The sequence below is a fragment of the Verrucosispora sp. CNZ293 genome, assembly GCF_002754655.1.
Genome location: NZ_PEFR01000001.1, coordinates 1,088,692 through 1,104,104 on the forward strand (window position 1 = coordinate 1,088,692; position 15,413 = coordinate 1,104,104).

The 15,413-nt window shown below is 68.9% G+C and carries 14 protein-coding genes; 13 read left to right on the plus strand and 1 reads right to left on the minus strand.

What is annotated here, in order from left to right:
• Window positions 1-64 precede the first annotated feature (64 nt).
• A complete protein-coding gene (locus tag CLT74_RS04995; RefSeq protein ID WP_486581999.1) occupies window positions 65-1,777 on the plus strand; it encodes a fatty acyl-AMP ligase in 1,713 nt (570 codons plus the stop codon).
• 40 nt (window positions 1,778-1,817) lie between these two features.
• Here CLT74_RS04995 and CLT74_RS05000 read toward each other — a convergent pair whose 3' ends face one another.
• On the minus strand, window positions 1,818-2,768 hold the full coding sequence (locus tag CLT74_RS05000) for an alpha/beta hydrolase (RefSeq protein ID WP_158240210.1): 951 nt from the start codon (window positions 2,766-2,768) through the stop codon (window positions 1,818-1,820).
• A gap of 775 nt (window positions 2,769-3,543) precedes the next feature.
• Here CLT74_RS05000 and CLT74_RS05005 point away from each other — a divergent pair.
• From CLT74_RS05005 to CLT74_RS05060, 12 genes are all read left to right on the plus strand, one after another.
• Entirely contained in the window at window positions 3,544-4,515 is a 972-nt protein-coding gene (locus tag CLT74_RS05005) for a hypothetical protein (RefSeq protein WP_143697073.1), read from the plus strand.
• Between the two features lie 41 nt (window positions 4,516-4,556).
• The gene (locus tag CLT74_RS05010; RefSeq protein WP_099845490.1) at window positions 4,557-5,435 is read left to right on the plus strand and encodes a diiron oxygenase; all 879 of its coding nucleotides are present in this window, start codon (window positions 4,557-4,559) and stop codon (window positions 5,433-5,435) included.
• Window positions 5,432-5,680 carry a phosphopantetheine-binding protein gene (locus tag CLT74_RS05015; protein WP_199172110.1) on the plus strand — a complete coding sequence of 83 codons (249 nt, stop codon included), beginning with the start codon at window positions 5,432-5,434 and terminating at the stop codon, window positions 5,678-5,680. The genes CLT74_RS05010 and CLT74_RS05015 overlap by 4 nt, the downstream gene beginning before the upstream one ends.
• Window positions 5,677-6,504 carry a hypothetical protein gene (locus CLT74_RS05020; RefSeq protein ID WP_099845491.1) on the plus strand — a complete coding sequence of 276 codons (828 nt, stop codon included), beginning with the start codon at window positions 5,677-5,679 and terminating at the stop codon, window positions 6,502-6,504. Before CLT74_RS05015 ends, CLT74_RS05020 begins: the two co-directional genes overlap by 4 nt.
• Window positions 6,504-7,484 (plus strand): nitronate monooxygenase, encoded by a 981-nt coding sequence (locus CLT74_RS05025; protein WP_099845492.1) that lies wholly within the window; start codon window positions 6,504-6,506, stop codon window positions 7,482-7,484. Before CLT74_RS05020 ends, CLT74_RS05025 begins: the two co-directional genes overlap by 1 nt.
• 10 nt (window positions 7,485-7,494) lie before the next feature.
• Complete coding sequence (locus CLT74_RS05030; protein ID WP_158240211.1) at window positions 7,495-8,448, plus strand: alpha/beta fold hydrolase; 954 nt, start codon at window positions 7,495-7,497, stop codon at window positions 8,446-8,448.
• 14 nt (window positions 8,449-8,462) lie between these two features.
• The gene (locus CLT74_RS05035; RefSeq protein ID WP_099845494.1) at window positions 8,463-8,723 is read left to right on the plus strand and encodes an acyl carrier protein; all 261 of its coding nucleotides are present in this window, start codon (window positions 8,463-8,465) and stop codon (window positions 8,721-8,723) included.
• Window positions 8,720-11,401, plus strand: coding sequence for an aminotransferase class III-fold pyridoxal phosphate-dependent enzyme (locus tag CLT74_RS05040; protein ID WP_099845495.1), 2,682 nt, complete (start codon window positions 8,720-8,722; stop codon window positions 11,399-11,401). Before CLT74_RS05035 ends, CLT74_RS05040 begins: the two co-directional genes overlap by 4 nt.
• 30 nt (window positions 11,402-11,431) lie before the next feature.
• Window positions 11,432-12,031: a GNAT family N-acetyltransferase gene (locus CLT74_RS05045; protein ID WP_099845496.1), complete on the plus strand. Its 600-nt coding sequence runs from the start codon at window positions 11,432-11,434 to the stop codon at window positions 12,029-12,031.
• A gap of 588 nt (window positions 12,032-12,619) precedes the next feature.
• Window positions 12,620-12,874: a phosphopantetheine-binding protein gene (locus CLT74_RS05050; RefSeq protein WP_099845497.1), complete on the plus strand. Its 255-nt coding sequence runs from the start codon at window positions 12,620-12,622 to the stop codon at window positions 12,872-12,874.
• A gap of 9 nt (window positions 12,875-12,883) precedes the next feature.
• Entirely contained in the window at window positions 12,884-13,450 is a 567-nt protein-coding gene (locus CLT74_RS05055; RefSeq protein WP_099845498.1) for a 4'-phosphopantetheinyl transferase superfamily protein, read from the plus strand.
• 208 nt (window positions 13,451-13,658) lie between these two features.
• Window positions 13,659-15,356 carry a fatty acyl-AMP ligase gene (locus tag CLT74_RS05060; protein ID WP_099845499.1) on the plus strand — a complete coding sequence of 566 codons (1,698 nt, stop codon included), beginning with the start codon at window positions 13,659-13,661 and terminating at the stop codon, window positions 15,354-15,356.
• The last annotated feature ends 57 nt before the right edge of the window (window positions 15,357-15,413 follow it).

A 15,413-nucleotide genomic window follows, 5' to 3' on the forward strand; every position in this document is an offset into this window, starting at 1 on the left:
CTCATTCGTGGGTGCTGATGAGTCGTGCACACGGCTGGGAAGGGAAACCAGGGCAATGATGGACATGTCGCTCACCGCCGATGCCGCCGTAGCCATCCGTGCACACGCGCGGTCGACACCGGAACGCACCGCGTTGATCATTGTCGACGACCTCGGGGGTGATGGCGGCGACCGACGCATGTCGTTCGCCCAACTGGACGCGGAAGCGAGGAGGGTCGGGGCGTGGCTTCAGGCGCGCTACCCGGTCGGCGAGCGGGTGCTGCTGCTGTACCCCACCGGATTCGACTTCGCGGCAGCGCTCGTGGGCTGTCTCTACGCCGGGATGGTCGCAGTGCCGGCGCCGCTGCCGGGCCGATATCCCCACGAGCGGTCCCGGGCCCTGCGCATCGCCGAGAACGCCTCGGTGTCAGCGCTACTTACCGACACCACGAACCACGACACCGTCCTGGCGTGGGCGCAGGCGGTCGGGCTGACCGGTCCGTCTCTGCTGGCCACCGACAGCGACGTCGTGCCGGACGCGGACTCGTGGTCGCCGCGTGAGCTGAGCCACGACACGCTCGCCATCCTCCAGTACACCTCGGGCGCGACCGGCGAGCCCAAAGGAGTGATGGTCAGCCACGGCAATCTCCTGCACAACGTGGATAGCCAACGCCGCGTGTTCGGTCTGACCGCGGAGACCAGACTCGGTGGTTGGGTGCCACTGCACCACGCCATGGGTCTCTTCGGCCACCTGCTGCCCGCCCTGGTGGTGGGGGGCGGCTGCGTGCTGATGCATCCCGCCGCCTTCATCAGACATCCGCACCGCTGGCTGAGCATGATCGACAGGTACGACCTCTACGCGTCGGCCGCTCCGGACTTCGCCTTCGAGATGTGCCGGGCAAGGGTGACCGACAGTCAACTGTCCGGGCTGGACCTGTCGCGATGGCGCATCGCGGTCAACGGAGCGGAGCGGATCCACGCCGAGACCCTGGCGGCGTTCGTGGCGCGATTCAAATCGGCCGGGCTGCGCGACGACGTGGTCTGCCCCAGCTACGGCCTGTCCGAGGCAACCCTGTTCGTGTCCGCGGACCCGTTCCGCAGGCCGGTCGTGACCCGAGTGGACGAACACGGGCTGGAACAGCAGCGGTTCGTACCAGCCGAGGCCGGTGCCGCCCTGGTCAGCTGCGGCACTCCGCGTGACGTCGAGGTGCTGATCGCTGACCCGACCACCGGCGAGGCGCTGCCCACCGGGTCGGTTGGCGAGATCTGGGTCCGCGGGCCCAGCGTTTCCCGAGGCTACTGGCGCGACGATGCCCCGGCCGGTACGACGTCCACCGTCGACGCTCACGTCCGCACCGGAGATCTCGGCACCCTGCACGAGGGCGAGTTGTATGTGACCGGTCGTACGGCCGAGCTGCTCGCCGTGAACGGACGGTGCCTCTACCCGCAGGAGATCGAGCGGACCCTGCGGGCACAGGTGCCCGGACTGGGGATCATCAGCGCGGTCTTCACGGTTCCGATCGCCGGGCCCGACTCGGAGCACGCACTTGTCGTCGTGTCCGAGATCAACGGGCGGCCGGCTGAGGACCGCCTGCGCCACCTGGCCGACGAGATCACCCGTACCCTCACCCGCGAGTTCGGGATACGCCCCGGCACGACGGTCCTGCTACGCCGTGGTGGCGTCCGGCGCGCCACGAGCGGGAAGGTCAAGCGTCCGGCGATGCGCCGGCTGTTCCTCGACGGTGAGCTGGACGCTGTCCACAGCGACTGCGAGTCGTCGATGGTCGCGGCGTCGTGATCGCGCCGGGGGCGAACCCCCGGCGCGGCGCGCGGACGGACTACGCGGTGTTCTTGCGGGTGCCCGTGAGGACGGCGTCGAACTCCTGGATGACCTGCCGCGCATTGGCCGCCGCCGCGGGCACGATGTCCTGGATCAGGAAGGAGCCGTGCACCAGGCCCGGTCCCGGCACGTGCCGGGCGGGCACGCCGTCGGCGCGCAGCTTCTCCACAAGCAGCTCACCCTCGCGCTGCAGCGGGTCGAACTCCGCCGTGGCGACCACAGTCGGCGGTAGACAGGTCAGGTCCGCGTGCAGCAGGTCGACCGCGGGATCGCTGCGGTGTCGTGGATCGGGAAGGTACTGCTCGTAGCACCAGGTCAGGTCGTCGACGGAGAGTAGGTACCCATCAGTGTGCGCGCCTGCCGCGGCGATCCGAAGGCTCGGGTCGACGGGCGGATACATCAGCAGCAGCGCGGCGATCGGCGGACCGTCGTTGTCCCTGACGTCGAGCGCGACGCCGAGCGCGAGTTGGGCGCCCGCACTGTCGCCGGTGAGAACGTGGTAGCGGTCAGGGAACATCCGGCCCGTCCACCGGGCGGCCGAGATGGCGTCCTGCAGCGGCGTGGGGTACGGAAACTCCGGTGCCCTGCGGTAGTCGACGGAGACGACGACCGCGCCCAGCGACGCCGCGAGTATCCGACAGGCCAGATCGTGCGTGTCGAGGTCGCCGGTCACCCAGCCGCCGCCGTGCAGATAGGTGATCACCCGACCGGCGTCGGACCGTGGCGTGTACACCCTGGTCCCGACAGGCGTGCTGTCCGAGCTTTCGATCTTCTCGTCGACGATGGCCAGCATCGGGTACGGGTCGGTGTCGTCCCGGCGTCGGGGGCGGATGGCGCTCTCCCGGTAACGCTCGCGGGCCTGCTCGACCGAGAGCGCGCGAAGCGAAGCAGGCGCACCGTCGGCGCGCTGCCAGGCGATGAGACTCCGGAGTATCCGATCCAACGGCATGGTGGCCCCTTCACTGGCTTGGTCGGGCGGCTGTGGCCGCCGAGCCGCGCCGGCCCCACGGCACCTCGACCATGAGCTGGCGTCCCTCGCGCCGCACCATACGATACCGGCGCTCGATCGGAATACGACCGTGAGAAATGCATGGGGATGCGGCGCGGGAGTCATTGCGACGACCTGCATTTGTGCCGAAGTCGGCTATCCGACGTGTTCGGGACAATGCTCTCGGCGCGGGTCGCTGATGCAACCTGCAAATTGAATATGCGACTGGTCGTAGGTCCGGTCTTGTGTTGATACGCGGGTTCGGCGATGTTCTCGACGCGTATGGCGCCCGGTCGCTCGCCTTTCATTCCGCCGCCATATGCTTATCGCATCTGTGACCTTTGCCACACCACCTGGACCTGGCTGGTCGCGGATCGGATGTCCGACATCGCAGGGCAGCATCCTGAGCTGCTCATACTTCCCTTTGGAGGTACCGTCCCGCAGGCCCACCGGGGCGCTTTCCGGCGGACCTTCGGCGGTGCTTCCGGCGTTGCGGATGAATCGTCTTAATCGTGCGGTGCGTGGGAAGCGCACAGCGGGATATGCGAAATTAATGGATTGCGGGACGCGTGACAGGTGGTAGCGTCCGTTGGTGTTCCGCGGGGTCAGGCAGGACCCGGCAGAATGTAGCGAACCATACTGATGGCCCGTTGTCGGGCGTTTCGTATTCCTGTGCGGTCGCGACCGGTGTTGACACGGGTCGCAGACCCGGTTGAATCTGCCTGGGGGAGAGACCGTGCCACAGCAACAAGTGACTGCGTGCCCGCCGTGGGAAAAGGTCGCCGAAGCGATCGAATTCGTTCCCGACCAGTTTTCCCGCAAGACCCAGCCGGAGTCCGTGGCGCGGGAGATGCTCCACTGTGACTCCACCGACGTGGACCGACTGGTCGGCGCCGGTCTGCCGGTCGAGGACCGTGACGGCGTACGGTATTTCGACCCGAACGACCTGTACAACCTCGGCATGTACTCGCACCGCCGGAACACGCAGCCGGAGCTGGCGTTCCGGATGCTGTTCCGGTTCGCCGGGCGGCCGGTCGACGACCTGCTGCGGCCGAAGACCTGGAGCTTCCGGGTCCGACTGGAGTGCCACGAGTGCGCGGGGGCGGCGCCGTGGCTGCTGGAAGGGCCCGACGTGGTCCGGTTCGGCGGTCACCTCGAGGAGATCACGCCGCTGACGCCGAGCGAGGGGTCGGCGGAGTACGTCGCCACAGTCACCAACACCGGCGCCCGTACCCCGCTGGTCTCCACGACCCTGCGGAAGCTGACCCGCGACTACCTGCACGCCGGCTACCGCTGGCAGATGATCCCGGTGCCGATGCAGGCCGACTACGCGCTCGTGCACGAGCTCGGGGTGACGAGCTGCATCGCGGCGAGCCTGCTGCTGGCCGAGCGTTTCCGCGCTGCGGGCTACCGCGCCGAGGCGAAGCGGGGCTGGTTCACCGGGGTGCTCGGCGGCGCGCTCGATCTGCCGCACGCGTGCGTCGAGGTGACCGACGACGACGGGGTGACCAAGACTGTCGACATCGCCAAGGCGCAGCTCGCGGCGCGCCTGTCGGCCGACACCGAGCAGTTCCAGGAGCTGTGCCTCGGGTCGCTCTACAACAAGGTCATCCCGTCGACCGCTTCCGGCAACGCGTCCTTCGGACGTCACGAATGTGGTTCGCCGCAGCCGGCGCAGTTGCGTGCCGACATCCGGTCGGCGCGGTGAACCTGACCTCTTGAACCACCTATCGGGGAGGACGACTGACAATGGCGGTACGAGAGATCGAACCGATCGAGCTGGAGCTGGACCGGCTCGAGCACATGGCCGAGTCCGGCTACTACAACCCGTACACGTTGTTCGACTGGCCTGACGCCATCGAGCCCGACATGCCCTGGATGAGCGAGAGCCTGACCACCCTCGCGGGTACGCCGATGTGGGATGAGCTCACCCGCGAGCAGCAGATCGCCCTCACCAAGTACGAGGCGATCAACTTCTTCAGCCTCAACATCCACGGCATCCGCGAGCTGATGAGCGAAGTCGTCATGCGCATCCACGAGCGGACCTACGCGAACGTCTCGGAGTTCCTGCACCACTTCATCGGTGAGGAAAACGAGCACATGTGGTTCTTCGCGCAGTTCTGCCTGCGCTACGGCGGCAAGCTGTACCCGGCCCAGCCGACGTTGCAGGCCGACTCGGTGGAGCACCTGTCACCGGTGGCCCGCGAACTGGTGGTCTTCGCCCGCATCCTCATCTTCGAGGAGATCGTCGACCACTACAACGCCTACATGGCCACCGACGAGTCGCTGCCGCACATCGCCCGGGAGATCAACCGGGTGCACCACCAGGACGAGAGCAGGCACGTCGCGTTCGGACGCATGATCTTCACCAACCTGCTCGGTCAGGTGGCCAAGCGTGACCCGGACGAGGTGCCGCTGGTCGCCGAGTACCTGGAGAACTATCTGCGGTACAGCATCGGCACGCTCTACAACCCGGCCGCCTACCGCGACGCCGGCATCCCGGACGCGTTGGCGTTGCGCCGTAGGGCGCTGGAGCACCCGGCCCGGCACGCCGCGCACGAGCGGATCCTCAAGCGGACCCGCAGCTTCCTGACGAAGGCCGGCGTGGGCAGGGAACTGGTCAAGTGAGGGCCGAACCGATGCAGGCGGTGCGGGACTTCATCCTGGACCGCAACCCCAAACTCGACAGGCTGGACGACGACCTCGACCTGATCGACAGCCGGGCGATCAACTCGCTGGCTTTCGTCGAGTTCATCTTCCTGCTGGAGGAACTGACCGGCGAGTCGATCGACCCCGAGGAACTCGACCTCGACGACTTCCGCACCCTCAACGCGATCGGGGCGCGGTTCCTGAAGCAGAAGGCGGCGTCATGACTACCGTTACCGACAATGGCCTGAAGGTTCTCGACGGTGGCCAGTTGCGGTTGCTACGGGCGGTCGACGCGGTGTTCCGCCGCCTGGGCGACGGCTGGGGCGCCGCGGAGTTCCGGTTCCCGTTCCTGCTGCGCACCCGGGACCTGGACACCTTCGACTACTACGACAACTTCCCGCATCTCGGGTTGGCGGCTGCTCGGCTCGATCCGGACCGGGTGGGCCCTCTGCTGGCGGCGGAGTCCCGGCCCCTGGCACAGGTGCCGGCGGACGTGATGCGGCCCGCCGAGTTCGCCCTCCCCTCGGCCGCGTGCTACGCGATCTACCTGGACCTGGCCGGTTCGGTGCTGCCCACAGACGGAGTCCTGCGGACCACCCTGGGCACCTGTTTCCGCAACGAGGACCACTACGACGGCCTGCAGCGGCTGCTCGGCTTCTCGATGCGCGAGATCGTCTTCATCGGCCAGGAGGAGGGGGCCAAGCAGCACCTCGGCCGGGCCAAGGAGGCGGTGCTGGCGCTGATGGCCGAGCTCGGCCTTGAGGTCAAGCTCGAAGTCGCCACGGACCCGTTCTTCGACAAGAACAGCGGCAAGGCGAAGATGCAGCGCCTCTTCCCGGTGAAGGAGGAGTTCGTCGTCGACGGCCTGGCCATCGGCTCGGTGAACTACCACCGGAACTTCTTCGGTGAGCGGTGCGACATCCAGGCCGGCGGGGACACCGCCCACACCAGTTGTCTGGCGTTCGGCGTCGAGCGGTGGGTGCACACGCTGACAGCCCGCTTCGGCAGCGTCGAGGCCGCGCTGTCCGCAGTGGAGAGCCTGGGCTGATGCGTCCGAGCGTGGCGACGGTACTCGGCACCGACGTGGCCCTGCTCCAGTCGGGCATGGGCGGCGTCGCGGGCACGGAGTTGGCGTGCGCGGTCTCCAACGCCGGCGCCGCCGGCTGCGTGGGCGGCTACAAGCTGATGGGCGAGGCGCTGTCGGCGGTGCTGGGACGGCTGGCCGCCGGCACGTCGCGGCCGGTGGGGGTGAACTTCATCCCCGAGGTGGTCGGTCCCGACGACCTCGCCCGACAGGTGGAGCAGGTGCTCGCCGAGACGCCGCCACACGTCCACGTGTCGCTCTTCGGCATGCCCGAGGCGGCGGTGTTCGAGCGAGTCGCCGCGTCCGGCCGGGCCCTCGTGGTCCAGGTCGGCACGGTCGAGGACGGCGTGCTGGCGGCGGAGCGGGGCGCCGTGGTGGTGGCGCAGGGCATCGAGGCGGGCGGGCACCTGCTCGGTGTGTCGCGCCGCGACGAGTTGGTCGCTCGGCTACGAGACCGACTGCCCAGCGCCTGCATCGTCGCGGCGGGAGGCATCGGATCCCCCGCCGACGCCGAGCAGGCGGTGGCCGCCGGAGCCGACGGCGTCCTGCTGGGGACCGTGTTCGTGGTGGCCCGCGAGTCCTGGGCTCACCCCCACTTCAAGGCGGCGGTGTGCGCGGCTGACGGTGCCGACACGGTGATCACCGACGTCTACGAGATCGGTTGGCCTGGTCGCCGCCATCGGGTGCTGGCCACACCGGTGACCGACGACCCGGCGCAACCGAAGAAGTTCATCGGCCGGACGTCGGTCGAGGACCGGTCGTATCTGGTGCCCCGGTTCAGTGCCGCGGTGCCCACTGTGGCAACCACCGGCCGGATCGAGGAGATGGCGATGTACTGCGGCCTGTCCTGCGACTCCGTCTCGGCGGAGACATCGGCCGCCGATGTCGTCGCCGGGTTCGCCGGCGTGCTTCCTGCTGCTGGTCAACACGTCGATATGGGATGAGGGGGATGTGATGTCTGCTGGTGAGGTTCTCGAGCGTCTTGAGGTGGCGTACCGCGAGGATACGGTTCCGGCCCGTGGGCGGGAGGGTGTTGAGCTGTACTACGAGTCGACCGGTGCGGGGCCGGTGGTCTTGACGCTCAACAACTTCTTCATGACGACGCCGACGTGGCGGGTGTTCACCGACGAGCTGTCGGTGGGCCACCGCGTGGTGAGCTACGACCTGTGCGGTCATGGCCGGTCGTCGCACCCGGAGAAGTATCCGACGTGGGACGAGCACGTTGAGGACGTCGTCGGGCTGTTGGATTCGCTCGAGATCGACCAGGCGTACCTGTTGTCCACGTCGATTTCCACGGTGTTGGCGCGGGATGTGGCGTTGAAGCACCCCGACCGGGTCAAGGGGATCGTGCTGGCGGGTCCGGCGCTCGGCCCCCGGGGCATGCGGCGTCATCGTCTGGTGCAACGGGCGTGGTTGCTGACCCTGGAGAACCACGGGATGGCGGCGCTGTACGCACACCTGTACCCGGAGGTGTTCGGCGCGGAGATGATCGAGGAGTTGGGCACTCCTGGTTTCCTCGGGCTGCGGGAGAGCTTCCTGGCTCTGTCGACGAAGGAGGATCTGGTCAACGGGCTGAAGCTGGCGTTGACCGGAGAGACGAGCGCGGAGCTGTTGGCTCGGATCCAGGCGCCGACGTTCGTGGTCATCGGGGACGACGACGTGTTGCTGAGCCCGTCGGGCGCCAGGGAACTGGCGGAGAAGTTCCCCAACGGGCGCTACGAGATCATGCCCGGGCGGGGCACCTGCCGTTCCTGGACGACGCGGCGGGTTTCCAGGCGTTGGTGGCGAAGTTCATCGACGAGGTCGAAGCGAGTGCCTGACCAGGTGTCGGTCAGGACAACCCGGTCGAGTTGCGTGCGACCGAGGAGTCGGCTGCCAAGGCGCCGGGTGGGACGGCGCGTTGCGTGAGGAGGGGGAGCGCAATGGATCGCGAAGTTCTCGATGTGGTTGACGAGTTGTTCCGTCGCCGGTTGCAGGTGCCGGAGCTGGATCCGGACACGCCGTTGGCGGACTACGGCCTGGACTCGGTGCGGTCGATCGATCTGATCGTGGAGATGGAGTCCCTCTTCGAGGTGCAGATGTCCGACAGCCAGGCGGCGTCGATGCGGACGTTGCGTGACGTCGTGAACCAGGTGACCGCGTCGATGACCGTGCGGGTCGGGAGCGGGATCGGCCAGCCGTGAGCGCCGAGGTCGATTTCGGTCGCTTCGCCCGCCCCGAGCTGGGCCGTCTCTTCCAGGCACTCAACCTGGACGTGACCTACCGCCGTGGGCACGGCGACCACCTCACGCTGGAGCCGGCGTCGGGCACCGGCACCGCCGACCAGGTGCTCGACCTGGTCGGCGGTGCCGGCTCGTCCCTGTTCGGGCACAACCATCCGGCGTTGGTGGCGGCGGCCCGGCGGTGCCTCGACGAGCAACTTCCCTTCAACGCACAGGCGAGCATCCGCCCGGGGGCGGCGGCGCTGGCCGCGAAGCTGTCGGCGCTGGTGAAGGCCACCACAGGCGTGGACTACGTGGTGACGCTGGGGTCCACCGGTGCGGATGCGGTGGAGGCCGCGGTGAAGCACGCCGTGGTCGAGCGGCGCAGGCGGCTCGGCGCGCTGCGCGAGGAACTGGACCGGTCCCTGCGCCGGCTGCGTCGCGACGGCCTCGCCGACATACCGTGCGGCAGCGGGCCCGCTGCCGGGCGTCCCTGCGGCGAGGTGGTCACCGAGGCCGTCGCGAAGGTCGTCGACGTGCTGCGGGCCGAGCCGGTCCTGGTCTCGTTGCGGGACGCCTTCCACGGGAAGACGACAGCTGCGGGCACCCTGACGCACGGCAACAACGTGCCCGAGGACCTGCACGTGCCGGGCCCCAGGCGGGTGCGGTTGGCCGACTGGACGCCCGAGGCGGTGCTGGCGGCGCTCGACGACCGGCTCGTCGAGGTCTGCACCGTCGATGTGGACGCGGACGGGGTGCCGCATTCGACGGCCCGTAACCTGTCCCCGGTCGCGGCCTGCTTCGCCGAGCCCGTCCAAGGCGAGGCCGGGGTACGCGAGGTGCCGACCGAGACCCTGGCCGCCCTGCGGAAACTGGCCGACAGGCACGACGCGGTGCTGGTCTTCGACGAGATCCAGTGCGGCATGGGCCGTACCGGTACGTTCCTGGCGTCGGAGCCGTCCGGCGTGGTCGCCGACTACTATCTGTTGTCGAAATCGCTGGGTGGGGGGTTGGCCAAGATCTCGGCGATGATGGTCGCGGCCGACCGGTACGTCGCTGACTTCGGCCGTCACCACACGTCCACCTTCGCCGAGGACGACTTCTCCGCGTTGATCGCGGTGGCCGCCCTGGACCTCTACCAGAGTCAGCGCGACCGGATCAGCACGATCGGTGCTGAGCTGCGTGACCAACTCGCCAAGGTGGCGGCGCGGTGGCCGGAGGCGGTCGTGGAGGTTCGTGGCCGAGGGCTGCTGATCGGTGTGGAGTTCCGCCTGCCGCAGCCGGAGTCGGCCCTGCTGCGTGCGGTGTTCGACGCTGAGTCGCTCGGGTTCCTGATCGCGGGTCGGTTGCTGCACGCGCACCGGGTCCGGGTCATGCCCACCCTGTCCGCGCCCACGACCGTACGGGTGCAGCCGTCCGCCCTGCTCGAACCCGAGGACATCGAGCGGGCCGTCGTGGCGTTCGACGACGTGGCCGGTCTGCTCGCCAAGGGCGACTACGCGACATTGCTGGCGCATCTGGCCGTGCCGCCCACCGGAGCGTGGCGGCCACGTCAGCATGTGCCGTCGCCACCCCGCCAGCAGCGGGCCCACCGCGACAGGGACGTCCCGCACGTGGTGTTCCTCGCCAACCTCGACAACGCGTCCACGGTGCGGTCCCTCGCCCCGGAACTCGCGGAGTGGTCCGACGCCCGGTGCACGGCGGCCCTGGACCGGATGCGTGGCGAACTGAACCCCTTCGAGGTCGTGCGGCACCGCGTGGCATCGGAGACCGGACGGATGGTCGACGTCAGCGTGGTGGCGGTGCCGTTCACCGCCGCCCAGGCGGTCGACGCGTTGCGCGCGGGGCACCGGCCCTGGTTGGCCCGGACGGTGCTGGACGCGGTGGAGCTGGGCGTCTCCCTCGGCGGCGACGTCGTCGGTCTGGGTGGCTACACCTCGATCGTCACCGGCGCCGGGCGGGACGTCATCGAGCACGAGGTACGCGTCACCTCCGGCAACTCGCTCACCGCCGCCTGCGCCTACGACCTGCTCCAGCGCCACCTGAGCAGCAGCGGTTCCGGTGCCCGCCGGGTCGGTCTGGTCGGCGGCATCGGCAACATCGGAGCGGTGATGGCCGATCTTGTCGCCCCGCACTGCGAGTCGCTCGTCCTCGTCGGCCGGCCCGGCTCCGGCCGCAGGCTGGCCGCGGTCGCCAAGCGGGTGGCCCACCTGGTCGACGTCTCGGTCGCCGAGGACCTCGACGCGCTGCGTGACTGCCCGATCGTGGTCAGCGCCACGAACGCGGCCGACCCGGTCATCCTGCCCACCCACCTGGCCGCCGACCGCGACGTCCTCGTCTGCGATCTCGCGGTGCCGGGCGACGCGCACCCGGCGGTGGCGGACCTGCCGAACGTCACCCTCGTGTCCGGTGGCCGGGTCCGGCTCCCTGGCGGGCAGACACCGCACTTCCCGGGCATCACGCTGCCGCCGGGCATCGTCTACTCGTGCCTGGCCGAGACCATCCTGCTGGGGCTCGAACCGGGCACGGCGAGTCCGTCCTACGGCGGGCTGTCGGTCGCCGGCGTGGTGTCCGCTCTCGAACTGGCCGGTCGACACGGCTTCCACCCCACCCGCATCACCGCGGCCCACGTCTCGACGATGCCGTGGGTGGCGGGTTGACACTCACCCCACCTACCCGGAGGTTGACATATGAGCGATGTGACGGTACGCCGAATCACCCCGGCTGAGATGGCCGAGGCAAGCCGGATAGTCGGGCTCGCGTTCGCCCTCAATCCGAGCAACCTGGCCATCGCCGGCGGCAACCGGGACAAGGCTGCCCGGATCATGGAACACGCGGCCCTCACCCTCAAGCTCGGCAACAGTGCCAGCCACGTGCTGGTCGCCGAGCGGAAGGGCGAACTCGCCGGCGTCCTCAAGGCCGCCCAGTGGCCGCACTGCCAGATGACTGTCGGCGAGAAGATCAAGTCGATACCTTCGCAGGTCCGGACGATTGGCCTGGGACTGCCACGGGCCCTGAAGGTGGTGGGCGGGCGAGCCAAGCACGAGCCGCGCAGACCTCACTGGCACCTCGGGCCGATCGCGGTCCACCCCGAACATCAGGGGTACGGCATCGGATCGGCAATGCTCACCGCCTTCCTCGCCGACGTCGACCGGCAGAAGGTGCCGGCGTTCCTCCAGGCGGACGTGGACCGCAACGTCGTGCTCTACGAGAGGTTCGGTTTCCAGGTGGTCTCCCAGGCGGCGATTCTCGGTATCAACACCTGTTTCATGTGGCGCGACGCGCGGTAGGCGCACACGCGTCGCGGCGGCGGCTCACCGAGTGCCAGCTGGCGGCGGGGAAGTGTTATCTGTGGACCGTCGGGAATAGGACTTATACCCGGCGGTCCACGGGTCTTATGGGTATGTCCCAAGCAGATGACGAAGGCGTCGTCGGAGAACGCTCCTGAAATTCCGGACGAACTCTCTATATGTGATGCGTGCGAAGCGCACAACCAGGCATGCAGAATTAACGGATTGCAGTACGTCGATCAGATGATAGCGTACGGTAGTGTTCCGCCGCTTTGGAAATAAGGGTGGAAGTCCGCGTGGTGCCACGAGATCGGATCGGCGTGGTCGGATTAGTGGGCGGCGTCATGAAAGACGGTTCCCGCTGGCCACTTCGCCGGTCGATCTGCTCGGTCCTACTTCGGACCGGATGTCGGCGGACGTTTTACAGTCACCCGAATGCGCGTTCAGGGCGCCGGGGTGAATAAGGGGGATGTGGTGAGGTCATCGTGACGCTCGACAATTTTGCGGGGGCGGGTCGGCTGCCGTTCCTGGACGGCGCGACGGGTTTCCCGGCGTTGGTGGCGACGTTCGCCGGCGAGGTCGAGACCAATGACTGACCAGGTGACGGAGACCCGGCAGCGCATCCGGGAGCTGCTGATCGAGATGCACGGTCCGGACAGTTTCGTCCGGACCGTGTCGGAGACCGTTTCGCTACGGCAGCAGGGGTTGTCCTCGGCCGCTCTGGTCAGCCTGCTGGTCGCGATGGAGGACGCGTTCGGCTTCGAGTGGGACGACGACATCCAACCGGAGGTGCTGCGTTCGATCAGCTCGTTGGCCGACCACGTCGTGGCGCTACGCGTGTGAGGTGACTCAGTGACCGCCGTACCCGCGACCCTCGTCACCGGCACACCCGGCACGTACCTCGAATGGCGTCCGGTGCCGCCGCCGTACGGGCCGCGCGAGCAGTTCGCGGCGGGTCGTCAGGCCGCTGCCGCGGCGCTGGCGGCGGCGGGATCGGTTGTCCGGACCGTGCCCCGGGTCGCCGGCGGCCGGCCGGAGTTTCCGCGCGGGTACCCCGGGTCCATCGCCCACACCGACCGCCTGGCGGTCGCGGTGGTGGTCCCCGGTGCCGCCGGGGTGGGCGTCGACATCGAGGACGCGGTCCTCACCCGGCGCGTTGTCGATTTTGTTCTGTACGAGTCGGAGCGGCGCACCTTGCTGGCGCCCGCCGGCAACTACAGCCCGGTCGAGCTGTTCTCGGCCAAGGAAGCGGCATTCAAGGCGCTGGACGGGACGGCTGTCGGGGACGGCCTGCTGTTCTGGCGGATCGAGTTGGCCCGCTCCGACGCGGGGCTGGTCGCCTCGTTCGACGGCTGGTCGGTGCCGGTGTGGGCGCACTCCGAGGGCGGCTGCTCGTTCGCCCTGGCGGTACGGCGGTGAGGAACTGCGGTGTGCGGCGGGTGTCGGTGGTCTGCCGCGACGGCAGATCGCGGGCGAGGGGGAACGCGGCGGACCGCGATGGTCCGCCCGCGGGTGACGCGGGTTGACCGTGCGGGTCGCAGGCCGGACAGGTGCTCCCTGAGCACCGACCTCCGGGCTCGCCACGGGTGGTGAATGGGGCCGTCCTAGGGTGTGAGGAGCGGGGTTGATGAGTGCTGTTGTTCCGGGTTATCCGACGGTGGTGCACGCGCTTGTGGCACAGGCGGAGCGCGGGCCGGACGGTGCGACGATGACTGTGGTGCCCGAGCCGGGGCGGGCGGAGCCGCGCCGGTACGACGCCGTGTTCGACGACGCGCTGCGTTGTGCGGCGGTTCTCGCCGAGTACGGGGTGCGCCGCGGCGATCGGGTGTTGTTCTGTCTGCCGACGAGTTGGACGTTCGTGACGGCGTTCTTCGGCTGCCAGCTGCTGGGTGCTGCCCCGACGGCGATCGCGGTGCCGACGAGCTTCGGTCGTGCGTCCGGGTTCGACGGTCAGGTGAAGGAACTGGTGGCCTACCTGCGGCCGGCGGCGGTGGTGGCGAGGGCCGCGGTGGTTCAGGCGTCGGAGGCCGTGGCGGACACGGTATTCATCGACGGGGACGTGTTGCTGGAGCGTGCGGCGTCCGCCGAGGCGTCACTGGCGCAGTTCCGGCTTCCCGCCGAGGACGATCTGGCGTTCATCCAGTGCACGTCCGGCTCGACCGGCAGGCCCAAGGGCGTCATGATCTCGCACGCGAACCTGGCCGCCAACCTGACGCAGAGCGTCGCGGCGACCGGATGGTCGGCCGAGGACACGTCGGTGAGCTGGCTTCCGCTCTACCACGACATGGGGCTCATCTCGGGGCTCATGGTTCCGGTCTACACCGGAAGCGGCAGCGTGCTCATGCCGCCGACGCAGTTTCTGCGCTCGCCGGTCGAGTGGCTGCGCAACATCACCGCGATGGGGGGAACCCTCGCGGCTGCCCCCAACTTCGCCTACGGCTACACCGCCGACCGGGTCCGTGACAGCGACCTCGACGGTGTCGACCTGTCGTCCTGGCGGATGGCGTTCTGCGGAGCGGAGCCCATCCATCCCGGCACCGTTCAGCGTTTCGTCGATCGGTTCCAGCAGTGGGGGCTGCGGCAGGACGTGTTCATGCCCTGCTACGGCATGGCCGAGGCCACCCTGACCATCACCATGTCGCCGGGCAACGGCCCGGTCCGGGTCGACACCATCGACCGCACGGCAGCCGTCACCCACGGTCAGGTGATCGATGTCGACCCGGGTGAGGCGAGCGGGATGCAGGTCGTGGCCTGCGGCGTGCCCGTGGCGGGTACCGAGATCCGCATCGTCGACGGCGACGGCAACCCGCTGGGCGACAACCAGATCGGTGACATCCAGTTCCGCAGCCCGGCCCGCACGGTCGGCTACTTCGGCCTGCCGCAGGAGACCGCCGCGGCCATCGCCGAGCCGGACTGGTGGAAGACCGGCGACGTCGGCTACCTGCGAGACGGCGAGATCCGCATCACCGGGCGCTCCAAGGACCTGATCATCATCCGGGGCGCCAACTACTTCCCGTCGGACATCGAGCAGGCCGCCGAATCGGTGCCGGGCGTCCGCCTCGGTACGGTCGTCGCCGTCGGTCACCGACCCGAGGACGGCGACTCCGAGGAACTGCACCTCATCGTCGAGTCGTACGTGCCCACCGACCAGCATGAGCCGCTGCGGGTGGCGATCCGGGCCGCGGTCAGCGCACAGACCGGCGTGCCCGTGGCCCAGGTGCACCTCGTCCCGAGACGCAGCATCCCCAAGACCACCAGCGGAAAGCTGCAACGGGCGAAGGCACGACAGCTGTTCATCGAGAATCCGGCACCCGCACCGGCCTGACGACCGGACCTCACCCCCTCGTCGGCCACCACCACATCAGCCACGAGGACTGAGGCC

Bases quoted from the DNA above. Each gene is read 5' to 3' on its own strand.
- CLT74_RS04995 (WP_486581999.1), top strand. From the start codon at position 65: ATGTCGCTCACCGCCGATGCCGCCGTAGCCATCCGTGCACACGCGCGG.
- CLT74_RS05000 (WP_158240210.1), bottom strand. From the start codon at position 2,768: ATGCCGTTGGATCGGATACTCCGGAGTCTCATCGCCTGGCAGCGCGCC.
- CLT74_RS05010 (WP_099845490.1), top strand. From the start codon at position 4,557: ATGGCGGTACGAGAGATCGAACCGATCGAGCTGGAGCTGGACCGGCTC.
- CLT74_RS05020 (WP_099845491.1), top strand. From the start codon at position 5,677: ATGACTACCGTTACCGACAATGGCCTGAAGGTTCTCGACGGTGGCCAG.
- CLT74_RS05025 (WP_099845492.1), top strand. From the start codon at position 6,504: ATGCGTCCGAGCGTGGCGACGGTACTCGGCACCGACGTGGCCCTGCTC.
- CLT74_RS05030 (WP_158240211.1), top strand. From the start codon at position 7,495: ATGTCTGCTGGTGAGGTTCTCGAGCGTCTTGAGGTGGCGTACCGCGAG.
- CLT74_RS05035 (WP_099845494.1), top strand. From the start codon at position 8,463: ATGGATCGCGAAGTTCTCGATGTGGTTGACGAGTTGTTCCGTCGCCGG.
- CLT74_RS05045 (WP_099845496.1), top strand. From the start codon at position 11,432: ATGAGCGATGTGACGGTACGCCGAATCACCCCGGCTGAGATGGCCGAG.
- CLT74_RS05050 (WP_099845497.1), top strand. From the start codon at position 12,620: ATGACTGACCAGGTGACGGAGACCCGGCAGCGCATCCGGGAGCTGCTG.
- CLT74_RS05060 (WP_099845499.1), top strand. From the start codon at position 13,659: ATGAGTGCTGTTGTTCCGGGTTATCCGACGGTGGTGCACGCGCTTGTG.